General features: G+C 60.7%; 21 protein-coding genes and 1 riboswitch. Of the genes, 15 read left to right on the forward strand and 6 right to left on the reverse strand.

The genetic code is table 11. The annotated features are described in order from the left end of the window. Positions 1–195 precede the first annotated feature (195 nt). The 10 genes from ATU_RS15155 (at position 196) to thiD (ending at position 10,890) form a co-directional block, all read left to right on the forward strand. Positions 196–1,272, forward strand: a complete 1,077-nt coding sequence (locus ATU_RS15155) for an ABC transporter ATP-binding protein (protein WP_010972908.1) — start codon at positions 196–198, stop codon at positions 1,270–1,272. 51 nt (positions 1,273–1,323) lie between these two features. After that, positions 1,324–2,574 (forward strand): ABC transporter substrate-binding protein, encoded by a 1,251-nt coding sequence (locus ATU_RS15160; protein ID WP_010972909.1) that lies wholly within the window; start codon positions 1,324–1,326, stop codon positions 2,572–2,574. Positions 2,575–2,748: 174 nt separating this feature from the next. After that, entirely contained in the window at positions 2,749–3,660 is a 912-nt protein-coding gene (locus tag ATU_RS15165; protein WP_035257404.1) for a carbohydrate ABC transporter permease, read from the forward strand. A 4-nt stretch (positions 3,661–3,664) separates the two neighbouring features. Next, positions 3,665–4,522, forward strand: coding sequence for a carbohydrate ABC transporter permease (locus tag ATU_RS15170; protein ID WP_006314872.1), 858 nt, complete (start codon positions 3,665–3,667; stop codon positions 4,520–4,522). A gap of 11 nt (positions 4,523–4,533) precedes the next feature. After that, positions 4,534–6,528 carry an alpha-glucosidase gene (locus ATU_RS15175; RefSeq protein ID WP_010972911.1) on the forward strand — a complete coding sequence of 665 codons (1,995 nt, stop codon included), beginning with the start codon at positions 4,534–4,536 and terminating at the stop codon, positions 6,526–6,528. A 221-nt stretch (positions 6,529–6,749) separates the two neighbouring features. Then, positions 6,750–6,852, forward strand: a riboswitch (TPP riboswitch). A 125-nt stretch (positions 6,853–6,977) separates the two neighbouring features. After that, entirely contained in the window at positions 6,978–7,763 is a 786-nt protein-coding gene (locus ATU_RS15180) for an ABC transporter permease (protein WP_010972912.1), read from the forward strand. After that, complete coding sequence (locus tag ATU_RS15185; protein WP_035257402.1) at positions 7,760–8,710, forward strand: ABC transporter substrate-binding protein; 951 nt, start codon at positions 7,760–7,762, stop codon at positions 8,708–8,710. The genes ATU_RS15180 and ATU_RS15185 overlap by 4 nt, the downstream gene beginning before the upstream one ends. Further along, positions 8,707–9,447: a hydroxyethylthiazole kinase gene (locus ATU_RS15190; RefSeq protein ID WP_010972914.1), complete on the forward strand. Its 741-nt coding sequence runs from the start codon at positions 8,707–8,709 to the stop codon at positions 9,445–9,447. Before ATU_RS15185 ends, ATU_RS15190 begins: the two co-directional genes overlap by 4 nt. Further along, positions 9,434–10,096, forward strand: coding sequence for a thiamine phosphate synthase (gene thiE / locus ATU_RS15195; protein WP_010972915.1), 663 nt, complete (start codon positions 9,434–9,436; stop codon positions 10,094–10,096). Before ATU_RS15190 ends, thiE begins: the two co-directional genes overlap by 14 nt. After that, entirely contained in the window at positions 10,093–10,890 is a 798-nt protein-coding gene (thiD, locus tag ATU_RS15200; protein ID WP_010972916.1) for a bifunctional hydroxymethylpyrimidine kinase/phosphomethylpyrimidine kinase, read from the forward strand. Before thiE ends, thiD begins: the two co-directional genes overlap by 4 nt. A 216-nt stretch (positions 10,891–11,106) precedes the next feature. Here the strand turns inward: thiD and ATU_RS15205 are convergent, their stop codons facing one another. After that, a complete protein-coding gene (locus ATU_RS15205; protein ID WP_004438693.1) occupies positions 11,107–11,565 on the reverse strand; it encodes an Lrp/AsnC family transcriptional regulator in 459 nt (152 codons plus the stop codon). A 127-nt stretch (positions 11,566–11,692) separates the two neighbouring features. Here ATU_RS15205 and alr point away from each other — a divergent pair, with 127 nt between their 5' ends. Next, complete coding sequence (gene alr / locus ATU_RS15210; RefSeq protein WP_010972917.1) at positions 11,693–12,859, forward strand: alanine racemase; 1,167 nt, start codon at positions 11,693–11,695, stop codon at positions 12,857–12,859. Between the two features lie 7 nt (positions 12,860–12,866). Beyond that, positions 12,867–14,123, forward strand: coding sequence for a D-amino acid dehydrogenase (locus ATU_RS15215; RefSeq protein WP_010972918.1), 1,257 nt, complete (start codon positions 12,867–12,869; stop codon positions 14,121–14,123). 49 nt (positions 14,124–14,172) lie between these two features. Here the strand turns inward: ATU_RS15215 and ATU_RS15220 are convergent, their stop codons facing one another. Then, on the reverse strand, positions 14,173–14,883 hold the full coding sequence (locus ATU_RS15220) for a GntR family transcriptional regulator (protein WP_010972919.1): 711 nt from the start codon (positions 14,881–14,883) through the stop codon (positions 14,173–14,175). Between the two features lie 179 nt (positions 14,884–15,062). Here ATU_RS15220 and ATU_RS15225 point away from each other — a divergent pair, with 179 nt between their 5' ends. Further along, complete coding sequence (locus ATU_RS15225) at positions 15,063–15,575, forward strand: BA14K family protein (RefSeq protein ID WP_010972920.1); 513 nt, start codon at positions 15,063–15,065, stop codon at positions 15,573–15,575. Between the two features lie 88 nt (positions 15,576–15,663). Here ATU_RS15225 and ATU_RS15230 read toward each other — a convergent pair whose 3' ends face one another. Continuing rightward, the gene (locus ATU_RS15230; RefSeq protein ID WP_010972921.1) at positions 15,664–17,028 is read right to left on the reverse strand and encodes a sigma-54-dependent transcriptional regulator; all 1,365 of its coding nucleotides are present in this window, start codon (positions 17,026–17,028) and stop codon (positions 15,664–15,666) included. Between the two features lies 1 nt (position 17,029). Next, a complete protein-coding gene (locus ATU_RS15235; RefSeq protein WP_046033633.1) occupies positions 17,030–18,871 on the reverse strand; it encodes a sensor histidine kinase in 1,842 nt (613 codons plus the stop codon). Positions 18,872–19,107: 236 nt separating this feature from the next. Between ATU_RS15235 and ATU_RS15240 the strand changes: the two genes are divergently transcribed. Together ATU_RS15240 and ATU_RS15245 are read left to right on the forward strand one after the other, a co-directional pair. Further along, on the forward strand, positions 19,108–20,454 hold the full coding sequence (locus tag ATU_RS15240) for a dicarboxylate/amino acid:cation symporter (RefSeq protein WP_006315269.1): 1,347 nt from the start codon (positions 19,108–19,110) through the stop codon (positions 20,452–20,454). Positions 20,455–20,631: 177 nt separating this feature from the next. Further along, a complete protein-coding gene (locus ATU_RS15245; protein WP_010972923.1) occupies positions 20,632–21,069 on the forward strand; it encodes an EamA family transporter in 438 nt (145 codons plus the stop codon). A 41-nt stretch (positions 21,070–21,110) separates the two neighbouring features. On the opposite strand, the gene ATU_RS15250 is transcribed toward ATU_RS15245, so the two are convergent. Further along, a complete protein-coding gene (locus ATU_RS15250; RefSeq protein ID WP_010972924.1) occupies positions 21,111–22,463 on the reverse strand; it encodes an aspartate aminotransferase family protein in 1,353 nt (450 codons plus the stop codon). Between the two features lie 37 nt (positions 22,464–22,500). Then, complete coding sequence (locus ATU_RS15255; RefSeq protein ID WP_035257397.1) at positions 22,501–23,235, reverse strand: SDR family NAD(P)-dependent oxidoreductase; 735 nt, start codon at positions 23,233–23,235, stop codon at positions 22,501–22,503. Between the last annotated feature and the right edge of the window lie 158 nt (positions 23,236–23,393).

Genomic DNA, 23,393 nt, shown 5'->3' on the forward strand with positions numbered 1-23,393 from the left:
TAAAATTGATACACTATTGATTTCCTTTTTATGAAAGGTAATATCACGTCCTCAGGGAGACAGGCGTTTCGCCATCCCCGCTATCGCCAGACAATCGGGATCGATTTTCGAAGATGCGATACGGGGAACTTGAAGGTTGATACCGGCTATTGCGTCCATTCAAATTCTGGGCGCGCCGGTCGTGAGGAGGAAAATATGGCTTCGGTCAGCCTGCGCAAGCTGGACAAGAGTTACGGTGCGCTTCGCATCGTCAAGGGCATCGACCTTGAAATCAACGATGGCGAATTCGTCGTGTTCGTCGGCCCTTCCGGCTGCGGCAAATCGACGACGCTACGCATGGTCGCGGGGCTGGAGAGCATTACCGGCGGCGAGGTGAAGATCGGCGACCGCGTCGTCAACCAGCTGCCGCCGCGTGAACGCGACATCGCCATGGTGTTTCAGGACTATGCGCTTTATCCGCACAAGACGGTGCGCGAAAACATGGGTTTCAGCCTGAAGGTGCGCGGCGTCAGCGCTTCCCAGGCCAATGCCAGCATCGATGAAGCGGCGAAGATGCTGGGCATCGAGCACCTTCTCGACCGGCGGCCCGGCCAGCTTTCCGGCGGCCAGCGTCAGCGTGTGGCCATGGGACGCGCCATAGTACGCCGCCCGCAGGTCTTCCTGTTCGATGAGCCGCTTTCCAACCTAGACGCCAAGCTGCGCGGACAGGTGCGCACCGAAATCAAACGCCTGCATCAGCAGCTCGGCACGACGATCATTTACGTTACCCATGATCAGGTGGAGGCGATGACGCTCGCCGACCGCATCGTCATCCTGCGCGGCGGCGATATCGAACAGGTTGGTACGCCGGATGAGGTTTATAACCGCCCGGAAAGCGTCTTTGTGGGTGGTTTCGTCGGTGCGCCCGCCATGAATTTCGCCCGCGCCAGGGTCAATGGCGACCGGCTGGCATTTTCCGACGGCAACTCCCTGCCGATGGCGGCCATCCGGCCATCGCGCGAAACAGGGCTCGAAGGCCGAGACGTCATCGTCGGCATTCGTCCGGAACATTTCGGTCCCGCCGAAGGCTTCGACAGCCAGCTTGCCGTCAGCGTGCAGGTGGTGGAACCGTTGGGTTCGGACACGCTCGTCCATTTCAGCCTTGGCGACGCGGCGCTGACCGCACGGATGCCGCCGCAGCTTCGGCCAACGCCGAACGAGGAACTGCGGATCGGCGTCGATCCATCCAAGGTCCATCTTTTCGACGCGACGACGGAACGCTCGATTCACTGATTGCCGGGCAAAAAGGCTGCGCGGCCAAGAGTTTAATAACGGGAGGAACACATGACACTTAAAACCATCAGGGGCAAAGCCCTTATGGGCGCAGCGCTCTGCGCAACAATGCTTACTTTTTCGGGACAGGCCTTTGCCGACGCCGAACTGAAAATCTTCGTTTCCAGCCAGCATCAGCCGGATATCTGGCGCAAGGCGCTGGACCAATATGAGGCAAAGACGCCGGGTGTGAAGGTAGTCATCGAGACTGGCGGCAATACTTCGGAAATGCAGGCGCAATATCTCAACACCGTCATGTCGGCCAAGGATTCGAGCCTTGACGTGCTGATGCTCGACGTCATCCGCCCCGCCCAATTCGCCACCGCCGGCTGGACCAGCGATTTCTCCGGCAAGGACTTGTCCGCCTATCTGCCGACCTATGCCGAAGCCAATACGGTGAACGGCAAGATCGTGGCGCTGCCTGCCTTTGCCGACTCGATGTTTCTCTATTACCGCAAAGACCTGCTCGACAAATACGGCATCAAGCCGCCGACCACCTGGGATGAGCTGAAGGAAGCCTCCAAGAAGGTCATGGAAGGCGAAAAGAACCCCGAGCTTCAAGGCCTGTCCTTCCAGGGCAAGGCGATCGAAGGCGCGGTCTGCACCTTCCTCCTGCCCTACTGGAGTGAAGGCAAGTCTCTGGTTGAAAACGGCAAGCTGAATTTCGACAACAAGGCTGCGGTGGATTCGCTGAAGCTGTGGAAGAGCTTTGTTGACGACGGCATTTCCAAGAAGAACATTTCGGAAGTGGCGACCGACGACACCCGCAAGGAATTCCAAGCCGGCAAGGTGCTCTTCGCCGTCAACTGGTCCTACGCCTGGACCCATTTCCAAGGCAAGGAATCGCAGGTGAACGACAAGGTCGGCGTCGCCCGCCTGCCGGCCGTCAAGGGCGGTGAGCAGACGACCTGCCTCGGCGGCTGGGAATTCGGCGTCTCCGCCTATTCCAAGCAGCAGGATGAAGCCAAGAAGCTGGTGGAATATCTCTCCAGTCAGGATGTGTCGAAGTTCATGGCGATCAACGCAGCACTTCTGCCCACCTATGCCGCACTCTACAAGGATGCGGACGTGACCAAGACAATCCCGTGGTTCGCGGACGCCCTGCCCGTCGTTGAAACGGCAAAGGCCCGTCCGGTTACCCCGCGTTACAACGAGGTCAGCGAAACGATCCGCACCACCGTCAATGGCGTTCTTGCCGGCGTGATGACACCGGAAGATGGCGCAAAGCAGATGGAAAGCCGTCTGCGGCGCGTTCTGCGCTAAACTTCAGGCCGGAAGGCGGCATGCGCGCCATGCCCTTTCCGGTCGTTTCGACTGACAGGAATAAAGCCGCCTGAACGGCGCGATAAACGGGCCGGACATAAACCGGTCCGATCGGGAGACGATGACGTGAATCCAGTTGCGGGAGCGGCAAAGGTGACAATGCCGGAAAGAACCATGGTCCGGGTGGACGAAAAGCAGCTGCCGCGCTGGACGCGCTGGCTCGATCTCGGCGACCGGTTGCTGGCCGTGCTACTGCTGGCGCCCGCAGCGATCCTGCTGTCGCTCATCATCGTTTATCCGGTGGCGCGGCTCGTCTATACCAGCTTCTTCAGCCTGTCGCTGACCTCAGGTCTGCCGGCGGAATTCATCGGCTTTGAAAATTATACGGCGATGTTCGATGATCCGATCTTCTGGGAAACGACCTGGAATACGGTGCTGATCACGCTGATCACGGTGCCCGGCGCGCTCTTCATGGGCCTTGGCCTAGCACTGCTCGCCAACCTGCCTTTCTCCATGCAATGGCCGATGCGGCTTTCGCTTCTGATCCCCTGGGCGCTGCCGCTGTCCTTTGCGGGCCTCATCTTCGCGTGGTTCTTCCATTACGAATATGGCGTGGTCAATGATGTGCTGAACCGGCTCGGCTTTGAAGGCATCATCTGGTTCAACTCGCCGAACTGGGCCTTTGCCGCCATCTGCCTGACGATCATCTGGAAAACCTCCTCCTTCATGGCGCTGATGATCCTTGCGGGCTTGCAGACCATTCCGCGCTCGCTTTACGAGGCAGCGGATGTGGATGGCGCCGGCAAGATCAGGCGGTTCTTCGAGATCACCCTGCCGCTGCTCAAGCCCTCGATCGTCGTCGCACTCATCTTCCGCACGATCACGGCGCTGCAAACCTTTGATATTCCTTACATGATGACCGGCGGCGGACCCGGCACATCCACCACCACGCTTGCCATGTATATCCACCAGAACACCGTCTCCTTCCTCGATCTCGGTTACGGTTCGGCCTTAGCGGTCGTGATGTTTGCGCTTTCCATGTGCGTTACCGCCGTTTACCTCCGCATTATCAGGACGAAGGACTAAACCCATGAGCACCGTTGCCACCTCCCCCGGTCTGTCCTCCTTCTTCTCCGGCAAGCCGCTGCGCTTCATCGCCGCCTCCATTCTTCTGGTGAATGGCCTTTTCCCCGCGATCTGGATTCTCTTCACCTCGCTGAAGACCGAGGCAGAACTGACCGTGAAACCGATCACATGGTTTCCGCACGCGCCGACGCTTGCCAATTACATGCAGGCCTTTTCCGATCAGCCGTTGCACCTCTTCCTGTTTAACAGCTTCATGGTGGCGCTGCTCTCCACCGCACTCACCATCCTGATTTCTGTACTGGCGGCTTACGCGCTGGCGCGGCTGAACCTCAAATACCGCGCGCTGATCCTGTCGCTCATCATCGCCGTTTCCACCTTCCCGCTTGTCACGCTGCTGGTGCCGCTGTTCGAAATCATGCGGGCGCTCAATCTGCTGAATAGCTGGACGGCACTGATCCTGCCCTACACGGTGCTGTCGCTACCGGTCTGCACGCTGATGCTGGTATCCTTCTTCGAAAGCATTCCGCGCGACCTCGAAAACGCCGCCATGATCGATGGCTGCACCCGCATCGGCGCCCTGTTCAAGGTCGTCGTGCCGCTCTGCGCGCCGGGCGTCTTTACCGCCGGCATTCTCGCCTTCGTCAATGCCTGGGATGAGTTCCTGCTGGCGCTCTCTTTCAACTCCAACCCGGCCCTTCGCACCCTGCCCGTCGGCATTCAGCTTTATCAGGGTGAGTTCGCCTTCCCCTGGCCGGTCATCTCGGCGGCGCTGGTGGTCGGCATCGTGCCGGTTGCGATCCTGATCGTCATCTTCCAGGAACGGGTCGTCTCGGGCCTCACCGCCGGTGGTCTCAAGGGCTAAAAGGTTAAGTCATGCATTTCGAAACGACCAAAGACGGCTTCACGATCGCGATCGGCAACCGCATCATCCTTTCCCATTCGCCCGATAAACCGGCCTTCTTCGCCGGTTTCGGCGAGGAACGAATGGACATGTATCGTGGCAATTTCGATATCGAGGACTATGTCATCGAGAGAACGGCCCTGCGCCATGCCGAGGTGAGTGGCGACAGCGTCACGCTCTCATCCGCGCCAGGACAGGCGCCGCGCCTTCGCCTGACGCTCGACGGCAACGCCATCAGGCTGACGGCGCTGGACGAGACGATCAACCGCCTCTGGCTGCGCGTCGTCGCGGAGACGGACGAGCATGTCTGGGGTGGCGGCGAGCAGATGTCCTATTTCGACATGCGCGGCCGGCGCTTCCCGCTCTGGACCTCTGAGCCCGGGGTCGGCCGAGACAAGACCACCGAAATCACCTTCAAGTCTGATGTCAGCGGCAAGGCGGGTGGTGATTATTACAACACCAACTATCCGCAGCCGACCTGGCTCTCCTCGCGCAAATACGCCCTGCATGTGGAAACGAGCGCCTATTCGGTCTTCGACTTCCGCAATGGCGATTTCCACGAGATCGAAATCTGGGCCGTCCCCGAAAAGATCGAATTCTTCGCCGGCGACAGTTTCGCCGATATCGTCTCCGCCCTGTCTCTTCACTTCGGACGCCAGCCCGAATTGCCTGATTGGGTCTATAACGGCGCGATCATCGGATTGAAGGATGGCGTCAACTCCTTTGCCCGGCTGGAGAAAATCCGTGCGGCCGGAACGAAGGTGTCCGGCCTCTGGTGCGAGGACTGGGTGGGGCTTCGTCAGACGTCCTTCGGCGCACGCCTCTTCTGGGACTGGCAGGCGAATGACACGCGCTACCCGCATCTGCGCCAGAAGATCGCCGAGTTAGCCGATCAGGGTATCCGCTTTCTGGGTTACGTGAACCCCTATCTCTGCGTAGATGGCCCACTCTTTCCGGTCGCTGAATCGGCGGGTTATTTCGCCACCGATGTGGATGGAAAGACGGCGTTGGTGGACTTCGGCGAATTCGATTGCGGCGTGGTGGATTTCACCAACCCTGCCGCCGCCGACTGGTTCGCCGAAGAGATCATCGGCAAAAACATGCTGGATTTCGGGCTTTCCGGCTGGATGGCCGATTTCGGTGAATATCTGCCGATCGATATCAAGCTGTCCAATGGCGTCGACGCCAAGCTGATGCATAATGCCTGGCCGACGCTCTGGGCCGAAGTCAATGCGAAGGGCGTCGAAAGCCGTGGCAAGACCGGCGAAGCACTGTTCTTCATGCGTGCAGGCTTCACCGGCGTGCAGGCCCATTGCCCGCTGATCTGGGGTGGCGACCAGTCTGTCGACTTCTCCCGTCATGACGGCCTTGTCACCGTCATCTGCGGCGCGCTCTCCTCCGGCCTCATGGGCAATGCCTATCATCACTCAGACATCGGCGGCTACACCAGCCTGTTCGGCAATGTCCGGACAGCGGAACTCATCATGCGCTGGACGGAGATGGCCGCCTTCACCCCGGTCATGCGCACCCATGAGGGCAACCGGCCGCGGGACAATCTCCAGATCGATCAGGATGAAACTGTTCTTGCCCATTTCGCCCGCATGACGGCGATATACGTCGCGCTCGCCCCCTATCTGAAATCGCTCTCCGCCGAGGCCGCAAAAACCGGCCTGCCGGTGCAGCGACCCCTATTCCTTCATTACGAGAATGAGCCGCAGACCTATGCCGTTCAGGACTGCTATCTCTACGGGGCGGACATGCTTGTCGCACCGGTCTGGAAAGCAGGCGAAACGCAACGCTCGCTCTACCTTCCGGGTCATGGCGAATGGGTGCATCTCTGGAGCGGCAAGCGTCATGCCGGCGGGCGAGACATCACCGTCGAAACACCGCTCGGAGAGCCGGCGGTGTTCTATCGTGCCGATAGCAGCCATCACCGGCTGTTCGAACAGCTTCGCACCATCGGCTGAAGGCTAGAGGTTTCGTCCTTGCCATCACCCCGCCAGGCGGGGTGATGTGATGGGCTTCCTCCTGCGACAGGCTGACTTTGAAGTACAGGCCCGGCGAATTATAGGCCCGGCGAAGCGAATTGTTACATGCGAGCGCCGGTTTCTGACTGAAACTGCTTGATCCAGTGCGGGTCTTACCTCGCGCGAACCGTTGACATTTTCAAAACTTGACCTACAAAACAAGCTCTTCCGAGGGGAGCACCAGACGGTGCTGAGATGGTGGTGAACCGGACCCTTGAACCTGATCCGGGTCATGCCGGCGTAGGAACGGAACTGTCGTGCGCTCGAGGCGCTGCCCTTTCTCTTCTCCGCCATGCCTGATCTCCGTGATTGTCACATCTGGAGACGACCGATGATGCTGAAACCTTCCGTCCTCCGCACATGGTGCGTTTGCGTCTGAGGCCCGGCTCATGCGTGCCACCCATGCACTGAACGGTTTAGGTCTTCTGCTGCTTCTCTGGCAGACGGGGACATGGCTGTTTGCGCCGCCGCGCTACATCCTGCCGTCACCCGCCGATGTCGCGGCCGCCTTTTGGCGCCAGTCCGGCTTTTTGTTCGGTCAGGCCATGGTGACGCTTGGTGAAATGGCGCTGGGTCTCGCGGCAGGCGTTACCGCTGGAATTCTCGTCGCCTTCACGATTGCCGCCACTCCGCGCTTCGGCCGCCTTGTCTGGCCCATGGTTCTGGTGTTGCAGGCGTTCCCGGTCTTCGTGCTCGCTCCCATTCTCGTGCTCTGGTTCGGCTTTGGCATGGCCTCTAAAGTCGTGATGACGGCGGTTATCATCTTCTTCCCCGTCGCTTCGGCCTTTACCGATGGCCTCAACCGCACGGACCGCGCCATCCTCGACGCCGCCTCGCTGACGGAGGCGAGCCATTGGCAGATCCTCACCCGGCTGCGCGTGCCGCTGGCGCTGCCCTCCCTGATTTCGGGCTTGAGGGTGGCGGCGCCGCTTGCCCCGCTCGGCGCCGTCATCGGCGAATGGGTGGGCGCATCCGCCGGGCTCGGTTTCGTGATGATCCAGTCCAATGCCCGTATGCAGACCGACACCATGTTCGCCGCCATGGCCATTCTCGCCGTCATGGCCGTGCTGCTCAGGCTCATCGTCGACCGGGCGACCGCCAATCTGGCCCCCTGGGCCAAGGAAACAGAACACACCATTCCTTTCAGATATTTACGGAGACTTTCGGCACCATGAAACGAACGCTTTTTTCCCTCGCCATCGCAGCGGCAAGCGTGCTTGCGCCCATGCAATCTGAGGCCGCCGACAAGCTGACCGTGTTGCTCGAATGGTTCGTGAACCCCGATCATGCACCGATGGTGATCGCCACGGAACGCGGCCTGTTCACCGATGCAGGGCTGGAGGTGGAGCTGGTTCCGCCCGCCGACCCTTCCGCCGTGCCGCGCCTTGTCTCGGCCAAACAGGCCGATATCGGCGTGCATTACCAACCGAACCTCTATCTCGATCACGAAGCCGGCCTGCCGCTCGTCCGTTTCGGCACGCTGGTCGAAACGCCGCTCAACACCGTCACAGTTCTCGCCGATGGGCCGATCAAGAGCCTGAAGGACCTGAAAGGCAAAAAGGTCGGTTTTTCCGTTTCCGGCTTCGAGGATGCGATGCTGAAGCGCATGCTGGAGAAGGACGGCCTGACGAAGGATGATGTCGAACTTATCAACGTCAATTTTTCGCTTTCGCCATCGCTGATCGCCGGCAAGGTGGATGCCACGCTGGGCGGTTTCCGCAATTTCGAACTGACGCAGATGAAGCTCGAAGGCCACGAGGGTCGCTCCTTTTTCCCCGAGGAACATGGCGTGCCGGCCTATGACGAGCTGATCTTTGTCACCCATACCGATCTCGTAAAGGACAGCCGCCTGCCGCGTTTCCTCTCCGCCGTGGAACAGGCCGCGATCTTCATCACCAACCATCCGCAGGAATCGTGGCAGCTTTTCATCAAGGCCTATCCGAACCTGAACGACGCCCTGAACAAACAGGCCTTTTTCGACACGCTGCCACGTTTCGCCAAGCGCCCGGCCGCACTCGACCGCGCCCGTTACGCCCGTTTCGGCGCCTTCATGCAGGAGATGCAGCTGATCAAGCAGGCCCCCGCAGCGGACGATATCGCCGTGGAGCTGCAACAGCCATGAGTGGCGATTTTCCAACAGCGGCAAGGGCCGCCGAAATTCTGGAGCGCGTGCGGCAGATGCGCCCGCGCGTGCATTGCCTGATGAACACCGTGGTGCAGAAATTCACCGCCGACGGCATCACCGTCATTGGCGGCATTCCCTCGATGACGACCTCGCTCGAAGAAATCGAGAGCTTCGTCACCAAGGCGGATGCACTGACCGTCAATCTCGGCACACTGGACGCCGAACGACGCAGGGTCATCCGGCTGGCGATCGAGATCGCCAACGCATCTGGCAAGCCGTGGATCGTTGACCCCGTGCATGTCGACTACTCACCCTCGCGGCTGGATTTCGCCCGGGAACTTATCGCCCAATCGCCCACTATCGTCCGTGGCAACCGCGCAGAAATGAGCCTGATCGGCGATGTACCAGATGTGGTGAGGATCGAGACCGGACCGGTGGATCATCTCCGCGACAGGACCCGCAACGTCAGCATTGTCAACGGGCATCCCTGGATGGCGAAGGTGACCGGTACGGGCTGCCTTTCGGGCGGTGTCATCGCCGCCTTTATGGCAGTGGAAAAAGACGCGCTGACAGCGGCAGCCTCCGCCCTTGCGGTGACAGGCGTTTCCGCAGAACTGGCCGCACAACGGGCTAAAGGCCCCGGCACATTCGAACCGGCATTTCTGGATGCGCTTTCAGAAATTTCCGGTGAAGACATCATCAATCATGCGAGGATCGAGCATGAACAAGGTTGATTACCGTCTCAACGCGCTGGTCGATGCCAGTCTTGCCGACGTCGCGCCGTTGCCGGAGCTTGCTCTGGCGGCTGCGCTCAACGGGGCAACCATCCTGCAATATCGCGACAAGCACGGCTCGACGCGGGAGATGATCGAAAACGCCCGCGCCATTCGCGAGGCGATCGGCGGCACCGGCGTGCCGCTGGTCATCAACGACCGGGTGGACGTGGCGCTCGCTTCAGGGGCCGATGGGGTGCATCTCGGTGCCGACGACATGGATGCAAAGACAGCAAGGCGCATTCTCGGCGAAAAGGCAATCATCGGCCTCACCGTAAAGAACCGCGCCGATGCCGAAAGGGCGGCCTCCATGCCCGCCGACTATGCCTGTATTGGCGGCGTGTTCGAGACCGTTTCCAAGGTCAACCCGGACAAGCCGGTCGGCATAGAAGGCTTTACAACGCTGCGCGCCCTGCTGAAGGAGTGGCAGCCGGATATGCCGGTGGGCGCAATCGCCGGCATCGATCTTGACCGTGTGCCCGCCGTCATCGCCGCCGGCGCGGATGGGGTCGCCGTCATTTCCGCCATCTTCCGCGCAGCCAATATTGCCAGCGCAACCAGCGACTTCCGCTCCGCAATTGACGCGGCGCTGAAAGCGAGACAGCCATGACTTCAATTGCATTGACCATTGCCGGCTCCGACAGCGGCGGCGGCGCGGGTATCCAGGCCGATATCAAGACCTTCTCCGCACTCGGCGCCTATGCCGCGAGCGTCATAACCGCCATCACCGCCCAGAACACCCGGGGCGTGACTGCCGTGGAGGATATTTCGGTCGCCACCATCGTCGCGCAGATGGATGCGGTTTTTTCCGATCTCGCCGTCAACGCCGTGAAGATCGGTATGGTCTCGCGGATCGAAACCATCGCCGCCATCGCAGAACGGCTCCGGCAGCAGTCGCAGCCGGTGGTGCTCGACCCCGTCATGGTGGCGACCTCGGGCGACCGGCTGCTGCATGAAGATGCCATCGAGACGTTGCGGCACGCATTGTTGCCACTCGCCGCCATCGTCACCCCGAACCTGCCGGAAGCGGCGCTGCTGACCGGAACCCCGATAGCGGAGACGGAGCAGGAGATCACCCGTCAGGCGGAGCTGATCCTGAACGCCGGCGCGAAGGCCGTGCTCATCAAGGGCGGCCATGGCGATGGACCTGAGAGCACCGACTATCTGTTTGCGGATGGTGCCATGCAGGCGCTTTCTGCACCCAGGGTGGAGACAAAAAACGACCACGGCACCGGCTGCACGCTCGCGGCCGCCATTACGGCTCACCTTGCGATGGGACATGAATTGCGGGAGGCGGTCGGGCTTGCGAAGGATTATCTGAACGGAGCGCTCGAGGCCGGCCGGGGGCTCGCCGTTGGGTCCGGGCGCGGGCCGGTGCATCATTTTTATCGGTGGTGGGGGTGATATCGATAGGTGGAGTGTGGGGCTTACCCCCCTCTGTCCTGCCGGACATCTCCCCCTCAAGGGGGGAGATCGAATGGGGCGGCCGCTCGTTCTCTCGCAATCGTCTCACTATTGATAAAGTGGTTCACTGGATGCGGTGAGCAAGCAGCTTGCCGATCTCCCCCCTTGTGGGGGAGATGTCCGGCAGGACAGAGGGGGGTGGCCGCGTACTCGACGCTACCGCGCCTTCGGCGTCGCCAGCACATTCCGGATCGCAAAGCTCGAATGAATGCGCGAAACCCCCGGCAGTTTCGACAGGATCTCCTTGTGAATGCGCTCGAAATCCCCCGCGCTTTCCGCCTCACAGCGCAGGAAATAATCCGAACCGCCGGTCATCAGATAACACTCGCGAATTTCCGGATACCGCCGCACCGCATTTTCGAAACGGTTGAGAAAATCCTCCGTCTGCCGGTCAAGCGTGATCTGCACGATGACCGAAATCACCTCGCCGCCGGCAAGGCCGCTGGTCAGCGCCGTATAGCCCCTAATAATGCCTTCCCGCTCGAGAATATCGACACGGCGCAAACACGCCGACGGCGAAAGCCCGACTTCTGCAGCAAGCTTTGCGTTGCTGATGCGGGCATTCAGCCGAAGCAGGCGGATGATGTGGCGGTCGGTCGCATCAAGGGACGACATAGAAAATTCCAATTAATCGATGAAAATTGCGTGATTTCAAATTCTATCGCATTTTCTTCGAATAATCGCCAAGAAATTCGACAATCGTTGCAATACTCTCAGAGGATAAAAATGAGGGTGAACGACCATGGACATGCAGATCAGCCGCCAGCAGGCCGCCGGTGGTGCAAGCGGCCATCTAACCATCGATCTGGGCGCATTGCGGGATAATTACCTGACTCTTGCCGGTATGGCCCCCGCATCGCAAACGGCCGCCGTCGTGAAGGCCGATGCCTATGGTCTCGGCGCGGATGTCGTCTCACAGACCCTGTTCGAGGCGGGTTGCCGCAATTTCTTCGTCGCCCATATCGATGAGGCGCTGGCACTCAGGCTCCGGCTTTCGGCAAAGGCGCGGATTTTCGTCCTCAATGGTCTGCAGCCCGGCAACGAAACCTCCTGCGCCGCCATGGCCATCACCCCGGTTCTGAACTCGCTGGAACAGATCGCGCAATGGTCAGCTCATGCCAGAGAGCTCGGCAAGACGCTCACCGCCGCCGTCCAGATCGATACCGGCATGTGCCGCCTTGGGCTCTCCCCCGAAGAGCTTGAAATCCTCTCCGCCAAGCAGCAGTTGCTCGATGGAATTGAGATCGCCTTCGTCATGAGCCATCTCGCCTGTGCCGACGAGCCGGATCATGTTTCCAATGCCGCGCAGCTCGCCGTGATGCGCAAGGCCGCCACCGCCTTTCCCGAGACGCCGGTCTGTTTTTCCAATTCGGGCGGTATTTTTCTCGGCAACGACTATCATAACGCTCTACTGCGCCCCGGCATCGCGCTTTATGGCGGTGCGCCTTCCGCTGCCGGCCCCAACCCGATGAAGCCGGTCGTTCGTCTCGATGTCGCCGTCATTCAGACCCGCACCGTTCCCGCCGGCTCGCTGGTTGGTTACGGCGGCTCTTTTACGGCGAGCGTTCCGACGCGGCTTGCGACAATCGCTGCCGGCTATGCCGATGGCCTGCCGCGTTCGCTCAGCAATCGCGGCGCGGCGTGGTACAATGGCGTGCGTCTGCCGATTGCCGGGCGCGTTTCGATGGACAGCATCATTCTCGACATATCCGCCCTGCCCGAGGGAACATTGACGCAGGGCAGCCTCGTGCAGATGATCGGGCCTGATCAGACACTGGAAGACATCGCCGAGGATGCGGGCACGATTGCCTATGAAATCCTGACCGGCCTCGGCCGCCGTTACCGCCGCAGCTACATTCAACCGGGCATGAGCCCGGCAACCGCTTCAACATCAGTCAATCACAAGTGAGACGATCATGAACGTCACTATCCTCGGAGCCGGCGTCGTCGGCGTGACATCCGCCTGGTATCTGGCCAAAGCCGGACACAAGGTGACGGTGATTGACCGCCAGCCGGCCGCAGCGCTCGAAACCAGCTTTGCCAATGCCGGCGAGGTTTCCCCCGGTTATTCATCGCCCTGGGCTGCCCCCGGCATTCCAATGAAGGCGATGAAATGGCTGTTCATGAAACATGCGCCGCTGATTATCCGCCCGACAGCCGACCCGGCCGCCTGGCGCTGGATGAGCCAGATGCTGCGCAACTGCACCTCGGCGCGTTATGCCATCAACAAGAGCCGCATGGTGCGCGTTGCCGAATATAGCCGCGATTGCCTGATGGCGCTGCGCGAAGAGACCGGCATCGACTATGACCAGCGCATGCAGGGCACGCTGGAAGTGTTCCGCACCCAGAAGCAGTTCGATGCCATCGGCAAGGATGTGGACGTGCTGACGGCGGGCGGTGTGCCTTTCGAGATTCTCGACCGCGACGGCTGCGCCGCCATCGAACCCGGCCTTGCACCCGCCAAGGAGAAGATCGTCGGTGGTCTGCGGCTGCCCGGCGACGAGACCGGCGACTGCTTCATGTTCACCACGGAACTCGCCCGCATGGCGGAAGAGGCAGGCGTCACCTTCCTTTACGACACCGGCATCATGCGCCCCATCGTTGAGGGAGGCCGTATCAAGGCCGTTGAAACCACGCGCGGCCTGATCGAGGCGGATATTTTCGTGGCTGCACTCGGCAGCTATTCGCCGCAATTCGTGCGGCAACTTGGGCTGACCCTGCCGGTCTATCCGGTGAAGGGGTATTCCATCACGGTTCCGATCGTGAAAGAGGAGCGCGCGCCCGTCTCCACAGTCATGGACGAGACATTCAAAGTGGCGATCACCCGTCTCGGCTCGCGCATCCGCGCCGGCGGCATGGCGGAAATCGCCGGTTTCAGCAAGGATTTGCCGGCCGCACGCCAGGAAACGCTCGCCCATTCGGTGGAAGACCTGTTTGGCGGCGCGGGTGATCAAAGCCAGGCGAAATTCTGGTGCGGTCTGCGCCCGATGACGCCAGATGGCACGCCTGTCATCGGCGCCACCCGCTACAGCAATCTTTATCTCAACACCGGTCACGGCACGCTCGGCTGGACCATGTCCTGCGGCTCGGCCCGTGTACTTGCCGACCTGATCAGCGGGAACAAGCCGGAGATCGATACACACGACCTCGCCATCAGCCGCTACGCCGCCTGAGGCGGAATAGAAAAGCCCCCTCCCGCCGACAAGGCGGGACGGGCGGCGATCAAAGCGCCAGCGCGTCCTTGAGCGCCAGCCCCTCCTTCATGCGAAGGTCGAGATCGGCTTCGATGTGGTCGAGGTGCCGCAGCATCAGCGCACGGGCTTTTGCCGCATCCTTCGCCTCCAGCGCATCCAGAAGGTCGGCGTGGTCATTATGGCCGCAGCTCGAGACACCCGAGCGACCATAGAGCGCGATGACCAGCGATGACCGCGCCACCAGCTCATCCATGAATTTTTCGAGGATGGCATTGCCGGCAAGCGCGGCGAGCATCAGGTGAAAATCGCCCGACGCCCTGATCTCCGCGCGTCTGGCGGTTGGGCCGCGCTCCAGCTGATGGCGGCTTTCCTCGACCAGATGTTCCCTCAGCTTCTTCGCCGCCGCTGGGGTGATTTTTTCGATCGCCGCATCCACCACACCGGGTTCGATCAGCCGTCGCGAGGCAAAAACCTGCCGCGCCTCATCCGGCGTGGGGTTGGAAACGAAGGCGCCACGATTACGCTCGGCCTTGACCAGCCCCTCATAGGCCAGCATCTGAAGGGCTGCCCGCACCACCGTGCGGCTGACCTCGAACAGGGTTCCCACTTCCGCTTCCGACAGTTTCGTTCCCGGTGCGAGCCGCCGGTCGACAATGGCGTCACGCAGCGTATCGCGAATGGCCTGTGCACGGTCTTCATGCGAGGAATCGGGATTGACGGTTATGTGGGAAAGGCTCATCGGTGCGTCCTGTTTGTTCTTGAGTTCTAGCGCGAAGTACGGTCCGCGCAAACAGGAATTGCAGGCCGCCGCCGGTCCGCCACAATTCATTCAGCGCCCGTTCAGCAGCCGGGCGGTATTTCCTTAACCATCGAATTTGCAACTGGCAGCGCCCTGCCACTTGGATGGAAGAAAACACCATGTCGTCCTTCGCAGCTAAAACAGTTCTGACGATCGCTGTGGCCGCCGCCACGCTCGTTCCCTTCAGCAGCGCATCCGCCGGCGACTGGGATCGCCATGACCGTCGCGATGCCGCCATTCTGGGTGGCGTCCTCGGTCTTGCCGCCGGTGTCGCCGTTGGCTCGGCAATGTCGCGGCCCGGCCCGGTGGATGATGAGCGCGTCTATATCGACCCGCCCCGCCGTTACGAGCCGAGCTACGTTTATGAAGAGCCGGACTACCGCTATTATCAGCCGCAGCCACAGCCGGTTTATCGCCCCGCTCCGGTCTATCGTCCGGCACCGGTTTACCGCGCCCAGCCGGTCTATGACAACAACCCCGGTTATTACCAGCCGCGCCGGACCTACCGCACGATCGAGCCCTGGACAAATGCCTGGTACGACTATTGCTCGCAGCGCTATCGCAGCTTCAACAGCCGCTCCGGCACCTATGTCGGCAACGATGGTCAGCGTCATTTCTGCGTAGCAGGTTGAGCGGCAAGACCGCCAAGATAGATACAGCCGTTATTGTCAGGCCGCGGGCGGAAACGTCCACGGCTTTTCCATCTGCATCAGCGCCATCTCACGCCGTGCCGTTCTTCACATAATCCGCCCGGTTGATACCATGACGCTGCAGCTTGTCGTAAAAGGTCTTGCGGGCAATGCCGAGCGTTGCGATGGTTTCCGCCACGTCTCCGTTCGAGCGCTCCAGTGTTTCGCGGATGATATGCGCCTCAATCTCATCCATGCGCTCCGGCAGAGTCCCTGAAGCCGGAATGGCGGATTGCGAGGTGGGCGCAGCCGCTGGTTCTGCCTCCAGCCCCAGCACCACCCTTTCGGCAAAATGCCCGAGTTCTCGGACATTGCCCGGCCAGTCGTGGTCCTGGAGCCGCCGGGACGTGCCGGCGCTGATCTGCGGCACCGGCATGTTGAAACGGTTGGCAGCCTTGGTGACGAAATGGGAAAACAGGAGCGGAATATCCGCCTTGCGTTCGCGCAGCGGCGGAATGGACAAGGTCACCACGTTCAGCCGGTAATAGAGATCTTCGCGGAACGTGCCGCGCTCGGCCGGATCGCCGAGATCCACCTTCGCCGCCGCCACCACGCGGATATCGACCGGCCTCTCCTCGTTTGAACCGAGCGGCGAGACTTCGCGCATTTCCAGCACACGCAGCATCTTCACCTGAACCGCGAGCGGCATACTTTCGATTTCGTCCAGAAATAGCGTACCACCGCTGGAATGTTCGATACGGCCAACGCGCTTTTTCTGTGCACCGGTAAAGGCCCCCGGCTCATGGCCAAAAAGCTCACTTTCGATCACCGTTTCCGGCAACGCGCCGCAATTCAGCGCCACGAAATTGCCCTTTGAACGCTTCTTGCTCCAGCGATGCAACGCCGTTGCCACAACTTCCTTGCCACTGCCCGTTTCACCCGCCACCAGCACATCCACATCCGTATCGGCAATGTGGCGTAGCGTGGTGCGCAGGCGCTCCATGGCGGGTGTCTGGCCGATCAATGGCAGATCGTCCTCCGCCTGTCCCGCAGCCCGGCGAAGCGCACGGTTTTCCAGCACGAGACGGCGCTTTTCCAGCGCCCGGCGCGCACTTTCCACCATGCGTTCGGCGGGAAAGGGTTTCGCGATGAAATCATAAGCGCCGTTGTGAAGCGCATCGACGGCCATCGGCACGTCGCCATGGCCGGTAATGAGGATGACAGGCAGATCGGCATCGATCTTGCGGACATGGTCGAAGAATTCGAGGCCTGTCATGCCCGGCATGCGCACATCGGTGATGATGATGCCGTCGAAATCCTCGTTCAGGGCCGCAAGCGCCTGCTCCGCCCTGGAAAAGGAGGTGACCGGCAATCCGTCGAGTTCCAGCGTCTGCACCATCGCCTTGCGCAACTGGGAATCGTCATCCACCAGGAATATGGTTCCATCCGCCATCATGTCATGCTCGCTTCAGATATACGGAAAAAGACGTGCCCGCCCCACTGCTCGTCACCTCGATACGACCGCCATAATCGGAAGCGATATCGTTGGAGATGACGAGGCCAAGACCGAGGCCACTTTCCTTTGATGTGTTGAAGGGTGAAAAAAGCTGGGCGCGGATGGCCTCCGGAATGCCGGCGCCATTGTCGCTGACCGAAATCACGACCATGTCGCCCTCCTCCCGCACCCGCACCTCGACACGCGCCGTCTCAATCGTTTCCGTGGCTTCCAGCGCGTTTTGCAGGAGGTTGATGAGGATTTGCTCGAGCCGGATACGGCTGCCGAGCACCTTCAGATCCTGATCCGGCAGGACGATATCCAGCGCATCCATCTGCCCGGAAAAACGGCTGCGCAACAGCACGACCGCGCCTTCGATGACCAGCCTGGCACTCACGGGTTCGGCGGCGGTGCGGCCCTTGCGTGCAAGTATCTTCAGGTCGGTGGTAATGGTGCCGATACGCTCGGTGAGAGCGGCGATGTCTTCCAGATTTTCATTGGCTTCGGCCAGACGATCGCGTTTCAGCAAGGTACGGGCATTATCGGCAAAGGCGCGGATGGTCGCTACCGGCTGGTTGATTTCATGCGCCACGCCCGCCGCCACCTGGCCCAGAATGGAAAGGCGGTTGGCCTGCACCAGCTCGTGCTGGACATTGCGCAACTCGCCGGTGGTTTTTTCATGCAGGGTGATTTCGGCCTGCAGATGATCGCGCGTTTTCGTCAGGTCACGGGTTCGTTCCTGCACCTTCATTTCCAGTTCAGCCCGGGCGCGCTGTTCCTCTTCCTTTTCCCGGAGCGCCTTGTGCCTGCGCCACAGCCAGAATGCGGAAAGCGCCATCAGCGGCATCAGCGTCGCCAGCGCCACCACCCTGCCCTCGCGGATCTTGACATTCAGTGCCGGTGCGACGGGCTGCAGATAATGCAGGGTCCATGACGTCGTCGGCACGGGCACTTCCAGCTGCAGATAATCGCCACGCGCGCGCGCCGGCCCATCGACATGGATGAGTGGAACGCCATCGCCCGACGACCGGGCCACCCTAAATGGCAGGGTCGCAAGCGTCTCATTGCCGAATTGCAGGCTTTCGGCAATGATCTTCCGCCGCGCCTCGTCGATGGGTGCCACGGTCTTGAAACGCCACTCCGGCACACTCGTCATCAGAACGACGCCGTTCCTGTCGACCACATAGACCGGTTTGCCGCCAATGTTCCAGTCCGACTCCAGACGGTTGAATTCCACCTTGGCAATGACGACGCCAAGTGGCCGCCCGTCGCTGGCATCGATGCGGCGGGAAATATAAAGACCTGGCCGGCGGCTGACATTGCCCAGCGCATAATGTTCGGACATGCCCGTCTTCATCGCCGCCTGAAAATATTCGCGGAAGGCGTAATTGGAGCCAACGAAGCTGTCGTCCTGCCGCCAGTTGCTGGAGGCAATTGTCAGCCCGGTCGGCCCGGTAACGTAGATCACCGAGGACTGCGTGCCTTCGATCAGGCCTTCCAGTTTGCGGTTCAGCCGGTCGAGGGCGGGCGGACCGCCACCGTCAAGCGCGGCGGCAAGATCGGGATCGCCTGATAGCACCAGCGGAATGGCGCGCGGCCGCTCGAGCGCGACATTCAATAGCGCGATCTTCAGTTCGGCATCGGTCGAGGCCTCGGAGGCGGCAGTGCGTATCGCCTGGCGGCGGGCGAACTCATCGGCCACCAGCAGCATTCCCAGGCTGACCAGCAACCACAGGCCAGCCAGCGCCAGCCATTGCGCCCGTCGTTTCGCCTGGGAATGAGGTGCCTGATCCTGATAAGTCATGGAATAATTGTGCGGATTTACACACGGATCGCAAGAGATTTTGTCCGGAATTCCGCACAAATGGCCGTGAGCCGGCGAAGCTTCAATAAAAACTACATTTGAAATCAGTCAGTTACACCAAATAAGCAAGTCTGGCATGCGTATTGCACATGACTCTGCAATCGGCGCGACGCCGTCAACGACACGGCGATCCCGGGAGGCCAATAAAGGCAGGGTGAGGCCGAGGAGGAAAAAACATGATCGACAGCACAGCCGTGGCCGCAGGCCACGCCAAGCAGCCATTCTACAAGCACCTGTATTTTCAGGTTCTGGTGGCCATCATCGCCGGTATCGCACTCGGCCATTTTTACCCGACCTTCGGCGAACAGCTGAAGCCGCTCGGCGACGGCTTCATCCGCCTCGTCAAGATGATCATCGCTCCCGTCATCTTCCTCACCGTCGCAACCGGCATTGCCGGCATGAACGACATGAAGAAGGTTGGCCGCGTGGCCGGTAAGGCCATGATCTACTTCCTGGTCTTCTCCACGCTCGCGCTCATCGTCGGCCTGATCGTTGCCAACACCGTGCAGCCGGGCGCCGGGATGAACATCGATCCGGCGACCCTGGATGCCAAGGCTGTCGCGACCTATGCCGACAAGGCCCATGAGCAGACCATCACCGGCTTCCTGATGAACATCATTCCGACCACCATCGTCGGTGCGTTTGCCAGCGGTGATATCCTGCAGGTGCTGTTCTTCTCCGTGCTGTTCGGCATCGCACTCGGCATCGTCGGCGAAAAGGGCAAGCCCGTCACCGATTTCATGCATGCCATGATGTACCCGATCTTCAAGCTGGTCGCGATCCTGATGAAGGCCGCCCCCATCGGCGCTTTCGGTGCCATGGCATTTACCATCGGCAAATACGGCATTTCCTCCGTCACCAATCTCGCCATGCTGATCGGCACCTTCTACATCACGTCCGCGCTCTTCGTGTTCGTGGTTCTCGGCGCGGTCTGCCGTTATAACGGCTTCTCCATCGTCGCGCTGATCCGCTACATCAAAGAAGAGCTGCTGCTGGTTCTCGGCACCTCTTCATCGGAAGCAGCCCTGCCGGGCCTGATGAGCAAGATGGAAAAGGCTGGCTGCAAGCGCTCCGTCGTCGGCCTCGTCATCCCCACCGGTTACTCCTTCAACCTTGATGGCACCAACATCTACATGACGCTGGCCGCCCTCTTCATCGCGCAGGCAACCGGTATCCACCTGTCCTTTGGCGAACAGATCCTGCTGCTGCTTGTGGCCATGCTCTCCTCCAAGGGCGCTGCCGGCATCACTGGCGCTGGCTTCATCACGCTGGCCGCAACCCTCTCGGTCGTGCCTTCGGTTCCGGTCGCCGGCATGGCGCTGATCCTCGGCATCGACCGCTTCATGTCGGAATGCCGCGCGCTCACCAACTTCGTCGGCAATGCTGTCGCCACCATCGTCGTCGCCCGCTGGGAAGGCGAACTCGACCAGGAGCAGCTCGCGCGCGTCCTCAGCGGCAAGGAAGAATTCACCAGCATTGCCGATGTGGACGCCCTGCCGGCATCGGTGCAGCCCGCCGAATAATACGACCTCCCAAGGTCCTGCCTGTTCCGGTTCGTCCGGACAGGCCCGCATGAAGGCCGGCGTATCCTGTGGATGCGTCGGCCTTTCATCGTTCCGGCCCTGAACGAAAACGGTTTTTATCGGCCCGGCGATGCTGTAGAGCCAGACAGGGCGCAATACGATGGACGGAGCAACCGCATGAAGAACCTGTTTCTCGCCTGGCAATTCTGGGCGCTTTTATCGGCGGCCTTTGCGGCGCTGACCGCCATTTTCGCCAAGATCGGCATCGAAAACGTCAATTCCGATTTTGCCACCTTCATCCGCACCATCGTCATTCTCGCCGCCGCGGGCCTGATGGTTTATGTCACCGGCAACTGGCAGCAGCCCTCCACCATCTCGGGGCGGACCTGGCTATTCCTCGTGCTTTCGGGTCTGGCGACCGGCGCGTCATGGATATGTTATTTCCGGGCACTAAAGATCGGCGATGCCGCCCGTGTCGCGCCCATCGACAAGCTCAGTGTCGTCTTCGTCGCCGTCTTTGCGGTGCTGTTTCTGGGAGAAAGACTGTCGCTGCCCAACTGGCTCGGCATCGTGCTGATTGCCTGCGGCGCGGTGCTCGTGGCGTATCGCGGATAGAAGGCATCGGCCGGATACCGGCCGATGCGATCCCCAACTCCTCAGCCCCTTGCAGCCAGCGCGTTATCAAGACCGCGCTTGACGCCGGCAAACAGCTCATCCAGCTGCTCGGCCGTGATGATCAGCGGCGGGCAGAAGCAGATCGATTCACCGATCGGTCGAGTGATGACACCTTCACTTTCGATAGCCGCGGCCAGCGCCAGCGTCGTATCGCCCGGTTTCGTGCCATCCCAAGGTTTTACCTCCAGCGCACCGAGAAGGCCGATGCCACGCGAGGAATGGATGAGCGGGTGATCGGCAAGCGCCTTCAGATGATCGAGGAATTTACCCTCCAGCCGGGCGACATTGCCGACCAGATCGCGCTCCTGAATGATCTTCAGGTTTTCGAGGCCCACCGCGGTCGCGACAGGGTGGCCGGAGGCGGTGTAGCCATGGCCAAAGGAGCCGATACGATCTGATTCATCGGCAATCGGCTGGTAGAAACTGTCGTTCATGATGATTGCCGAAAGCGGCATGTAGGACGACGAAATCTGCTTGGAGACGACAAGCACGTCGGGCTTGATGTCATAGGTCTCGCAGGCAAACATCTTGCCGGTGCGGCCAAAACCGCAGATTACCTCATCCACGACAAGCAGGATGTCGTATTTCTTCAGGATCGCCTGCACGCCTTCCCAATACCCTTCCGGCGGCAACAGAACCCCACCGGCACCCATGACCGGCTCGCCCCAGAAGGCAGCGACGGTCTCGGGACCTTCGCGCAGGATCAGCTCTTCCAATTCACCGAGGATACGCGCGGTAAATTCCGCCTCGCTTTCCCCATCCTTTCCGAAATGGACATAGGAGGGGCAGGCGGTGTGCAGCATGCGGTCCAGCGGCAGGTCGAAGCTCTCATGATTGCGCGGCAGGCCGGTGATGGAGGCGGATGCGATCGTCACGCCATGATAGCCCTTGATGCGGCCGATAATCTTCTTCTTGTCCTTTTTGCCGAGCGCATTCGAGCGATACCAGACCATCTTGGCAACGAGGTCGTTGGCCTCGGAGCCGGAGGAGGTGAAGTGCACCTTGGACATCGGCACCGGTGAAAGCTCGATCAGCAGTTCGGCGAGATCAACGGACGGGCCATGGGTCTTGTAGGAGAAGGTGTGGTAATAGGGCAGCTTCTGCATCTGCTTCGTTGCCGCATCCACCAGCCGCTGTTCGCCAAAACCGAGCGCCACCGACCATAGGCCCGCCATCGCCTCGATGTAGCGCTTGCCGCTGCTGTCGGTCACATAGATGCCCTCGCCGCTTTCGATCACCAGACCGCCGGTCTTTTCGAATTTGCGCAGGTTGACGTTCGGGTGCATCTGATAGGCGATATCGCGTGCCTCGACGGAATTGGGCAGGATGGTCATCGGTAAGGGCTCCGTTTCGGTTGAAGGGCTTCAGGCGTCAGACGTGCTGGCCGCCATTGATGTGAATTTCAGCGCCGTTGATGTAGCTCGACTGTTCCGAGCACAGGAAATAGATGGTCTGCGCCACCTCTGTCGTCGTGCCGAGGCGGCCGAGCGGCACCTGCGCATCCACCAGTTCAGCCGTTCCGGGCGACAGGATGGCGGTGTTGATTTCACCCGGCGCGATGGCGTTGGCGCGTACGCCACGCGGTCCGAATTCATGCGCCAGTTCGCGCGTCAGCGCTGCAAGCGCCGCCTTGGAAGCGGCATAGGCAACGCCCGCAAATGGGTGGACCCGCGACCCGACGATGGAGGTGACGTTGACGATCGAGCCTTTGGCGACTTCCAGTTCCGGCAGCAGCGCACGGGCAAGCAGCGCGGTTGAGATGAGATTGACATTCATCACCCGCGTCCAGATGTCGGCCGTGGTGTCCACCACGCCAAGACGGCTGCCGCCTTCGCCCTTTGGCGAAATACCGGCATTGTTGACGAGGGCGGCAAGCTTGCCTTCAGGCAGGCGCGAACGCACCTCGTCTGCCAGATCATCAATCCGCGACAAGTCCTCAAGATCGGCCTGGATATGGCTCTCGCGCGCAGATGGCCACCGGCATTCCTCGGAAAAGGGCTGCCGCGAAACGGTGAGAATCCTCCAGCCCTTCTCCTGAAACAGCTTGACGGTGGCGTGCCCTATTCCGCGGCTGGCGCCGGTCAGAAGCATGAAAGGAACAGCCATATGAGAACTCCCGTGCCATGCGATCCGTTGAGCCGGACACGCATTCAGCCTTGCATGTTAGAGTGCTGCAACCGGCTGACAAGGTCTTTTTTGTCGCGGCGCGGCAATCGGCTAAGGGCAATGGGCTAATCCCATTTGATGCAGGGCTTTCACCCGAA

This window comes from Agrobacterium fabrum str. C58, from assembly GCF_000092025.1.
GTDB lineage: Bacteria > Pseudomonadota > Alphaproteobacteria > Rhizobiales > Rhizobiaceae > Agrobacterium > Agrobacterium fabrum.

Coding starts and splice junctions, on each gene's coding strand:
- ATU_RS15155 (WP_010972908.1), top strand. CDS start 196: ATGGCTTCGGTCAGCCTGCGCAAGCTGGACAAGAGTTACGGTGCGCTT.
- ATU_RS15160 (WP_010972909.1), top strand. CDS start 1,324: ATGACACTTAAAACCATCAGGGGCAAAGCCCTTATGGGCGCAGCGCTC.
- ATU_RS15165 (WP_035257404.1), top strand. CDS start 2,749: ATGGTCCGGGTGGACGAAAAGCAGCTGCCGCGCTGGACGCGCTGGCTC.
- ATU_RS15170 (WP_006314872.1), top strand. CDS start 3,665: ATGAGCACCGTTGCCACCTCCCCCGGTCTGTCCTCCTTCTTCTCCGGC.
- ATU_RS15175 (WP_010972911.1), top strand. CDS start 4,534: ATGCATTTCGAAACGACCAAAGACGGCTTCACGATCGCGATCGGCAAC.
- ATU_RS15180 (WP_010972912.1), top strand. CDS start 6,978: ATGCGTGCCACCCATGCACTGAACGGTTTAGGTCTTCTGCTGCTTCTC.
- ATU_RS15185 (WP_035257402.1), top strand. CDS start 7,760: ATGAAACGAACGCTTTTTTCCCTCGCCATCGCAGCGGCAAGCGTGCTT.
- ATU_RS15190 (WP_010972914.1), top strand. CDS start 8,707: ATGAGTGGCGATTTTCCAACAGCGGCAAGGGCCGCCGAAATTCTGGAG.
- thiE (WP_010972915.1), top strand. CDS start 9,434: ATGAACAAGGTTGATTACCGTCTCAACGCGCTGGTCGATGCCAGTCTT.
- thiD (WP_010972916.1), top strand. CDS start 10,093: ATGACTTCAATTGCATTGACCATTGCCGGCTCCGACAGCGGCGGCGGC.
- ATU_RS15205 (WP_004438693.1), bottom strand. CDS start 11,565: ATGTCGTCCCTTGATGCGACCGACCGCCACATCATCCGCCTGCTTCGG.
- alr (WP_010972917.1), top strand. CDS start 11,693: ATGGACATGCAGATCAGCCGCCAGCAGGCCGCCGGTGGTGCAAGCGGC.
- ATU_RS15215 (WP_010972918.1), top strand. CDS start 12,867: ATGAACGTCACTATCCTCGGAGCCGGCGTCGTCGGCGTGACATCCGCC.
- ATU_RS15220 (WP_010972919.1), bottom strand. CDS start 14,883: ATGAGCCTTTCCCACATAACCGTCAATCCCGATTCCTCGCATGAAGAC.
- ATU_RS15225 (WP_010972920.1), top strand. CDS start 15,063: ATGTCGTCCTTCGCAGCTAAAACAGTTCTGACGATCGCTGTGGCCGCC.
- ATU_RS15230 (WP_010972921.1), bottom strand. CDS start 17,028: ATGATGGCGGATGGAACCATATTCCTGGTGGATGACGATTCCCAGTTG.
- ATU_RS15235 (WP_046033633.1), bottom strand. CDS start 18,871: ATGACTTATCAGGATCAGGCACCTCATTCCCAGGCGAAACGACGGGCG.
- ATU_RS15240 (WP_006315269.1), top strand. CDS start 19,108: ATGATCGACAGCACAGCCGTGGCCGCAGGCCACGCCAAGCAGCCATTC.
- ATU_RS15245 (WP_010972923.1), top strand. CDS start 20,632: ATGAAGAACCTGTTTCTCGCCTGGCAATTCTGGGCGCTTTTATCGGCG.
- ATU_RS15250 (WP_010972924.1), bottom strand. CDS start 22,463: ATGACCATCCTGCCCAATTCCGTCGAGGCACGCGATATCGCCTATCAG.
- ATU_RS15255 (WP_035257397.1), bottom strand. CDS start 23,235: ATGGCTGTTCCTTTCATGCTTCTGACCGGCGCCAGCCGCGGAATAGGG.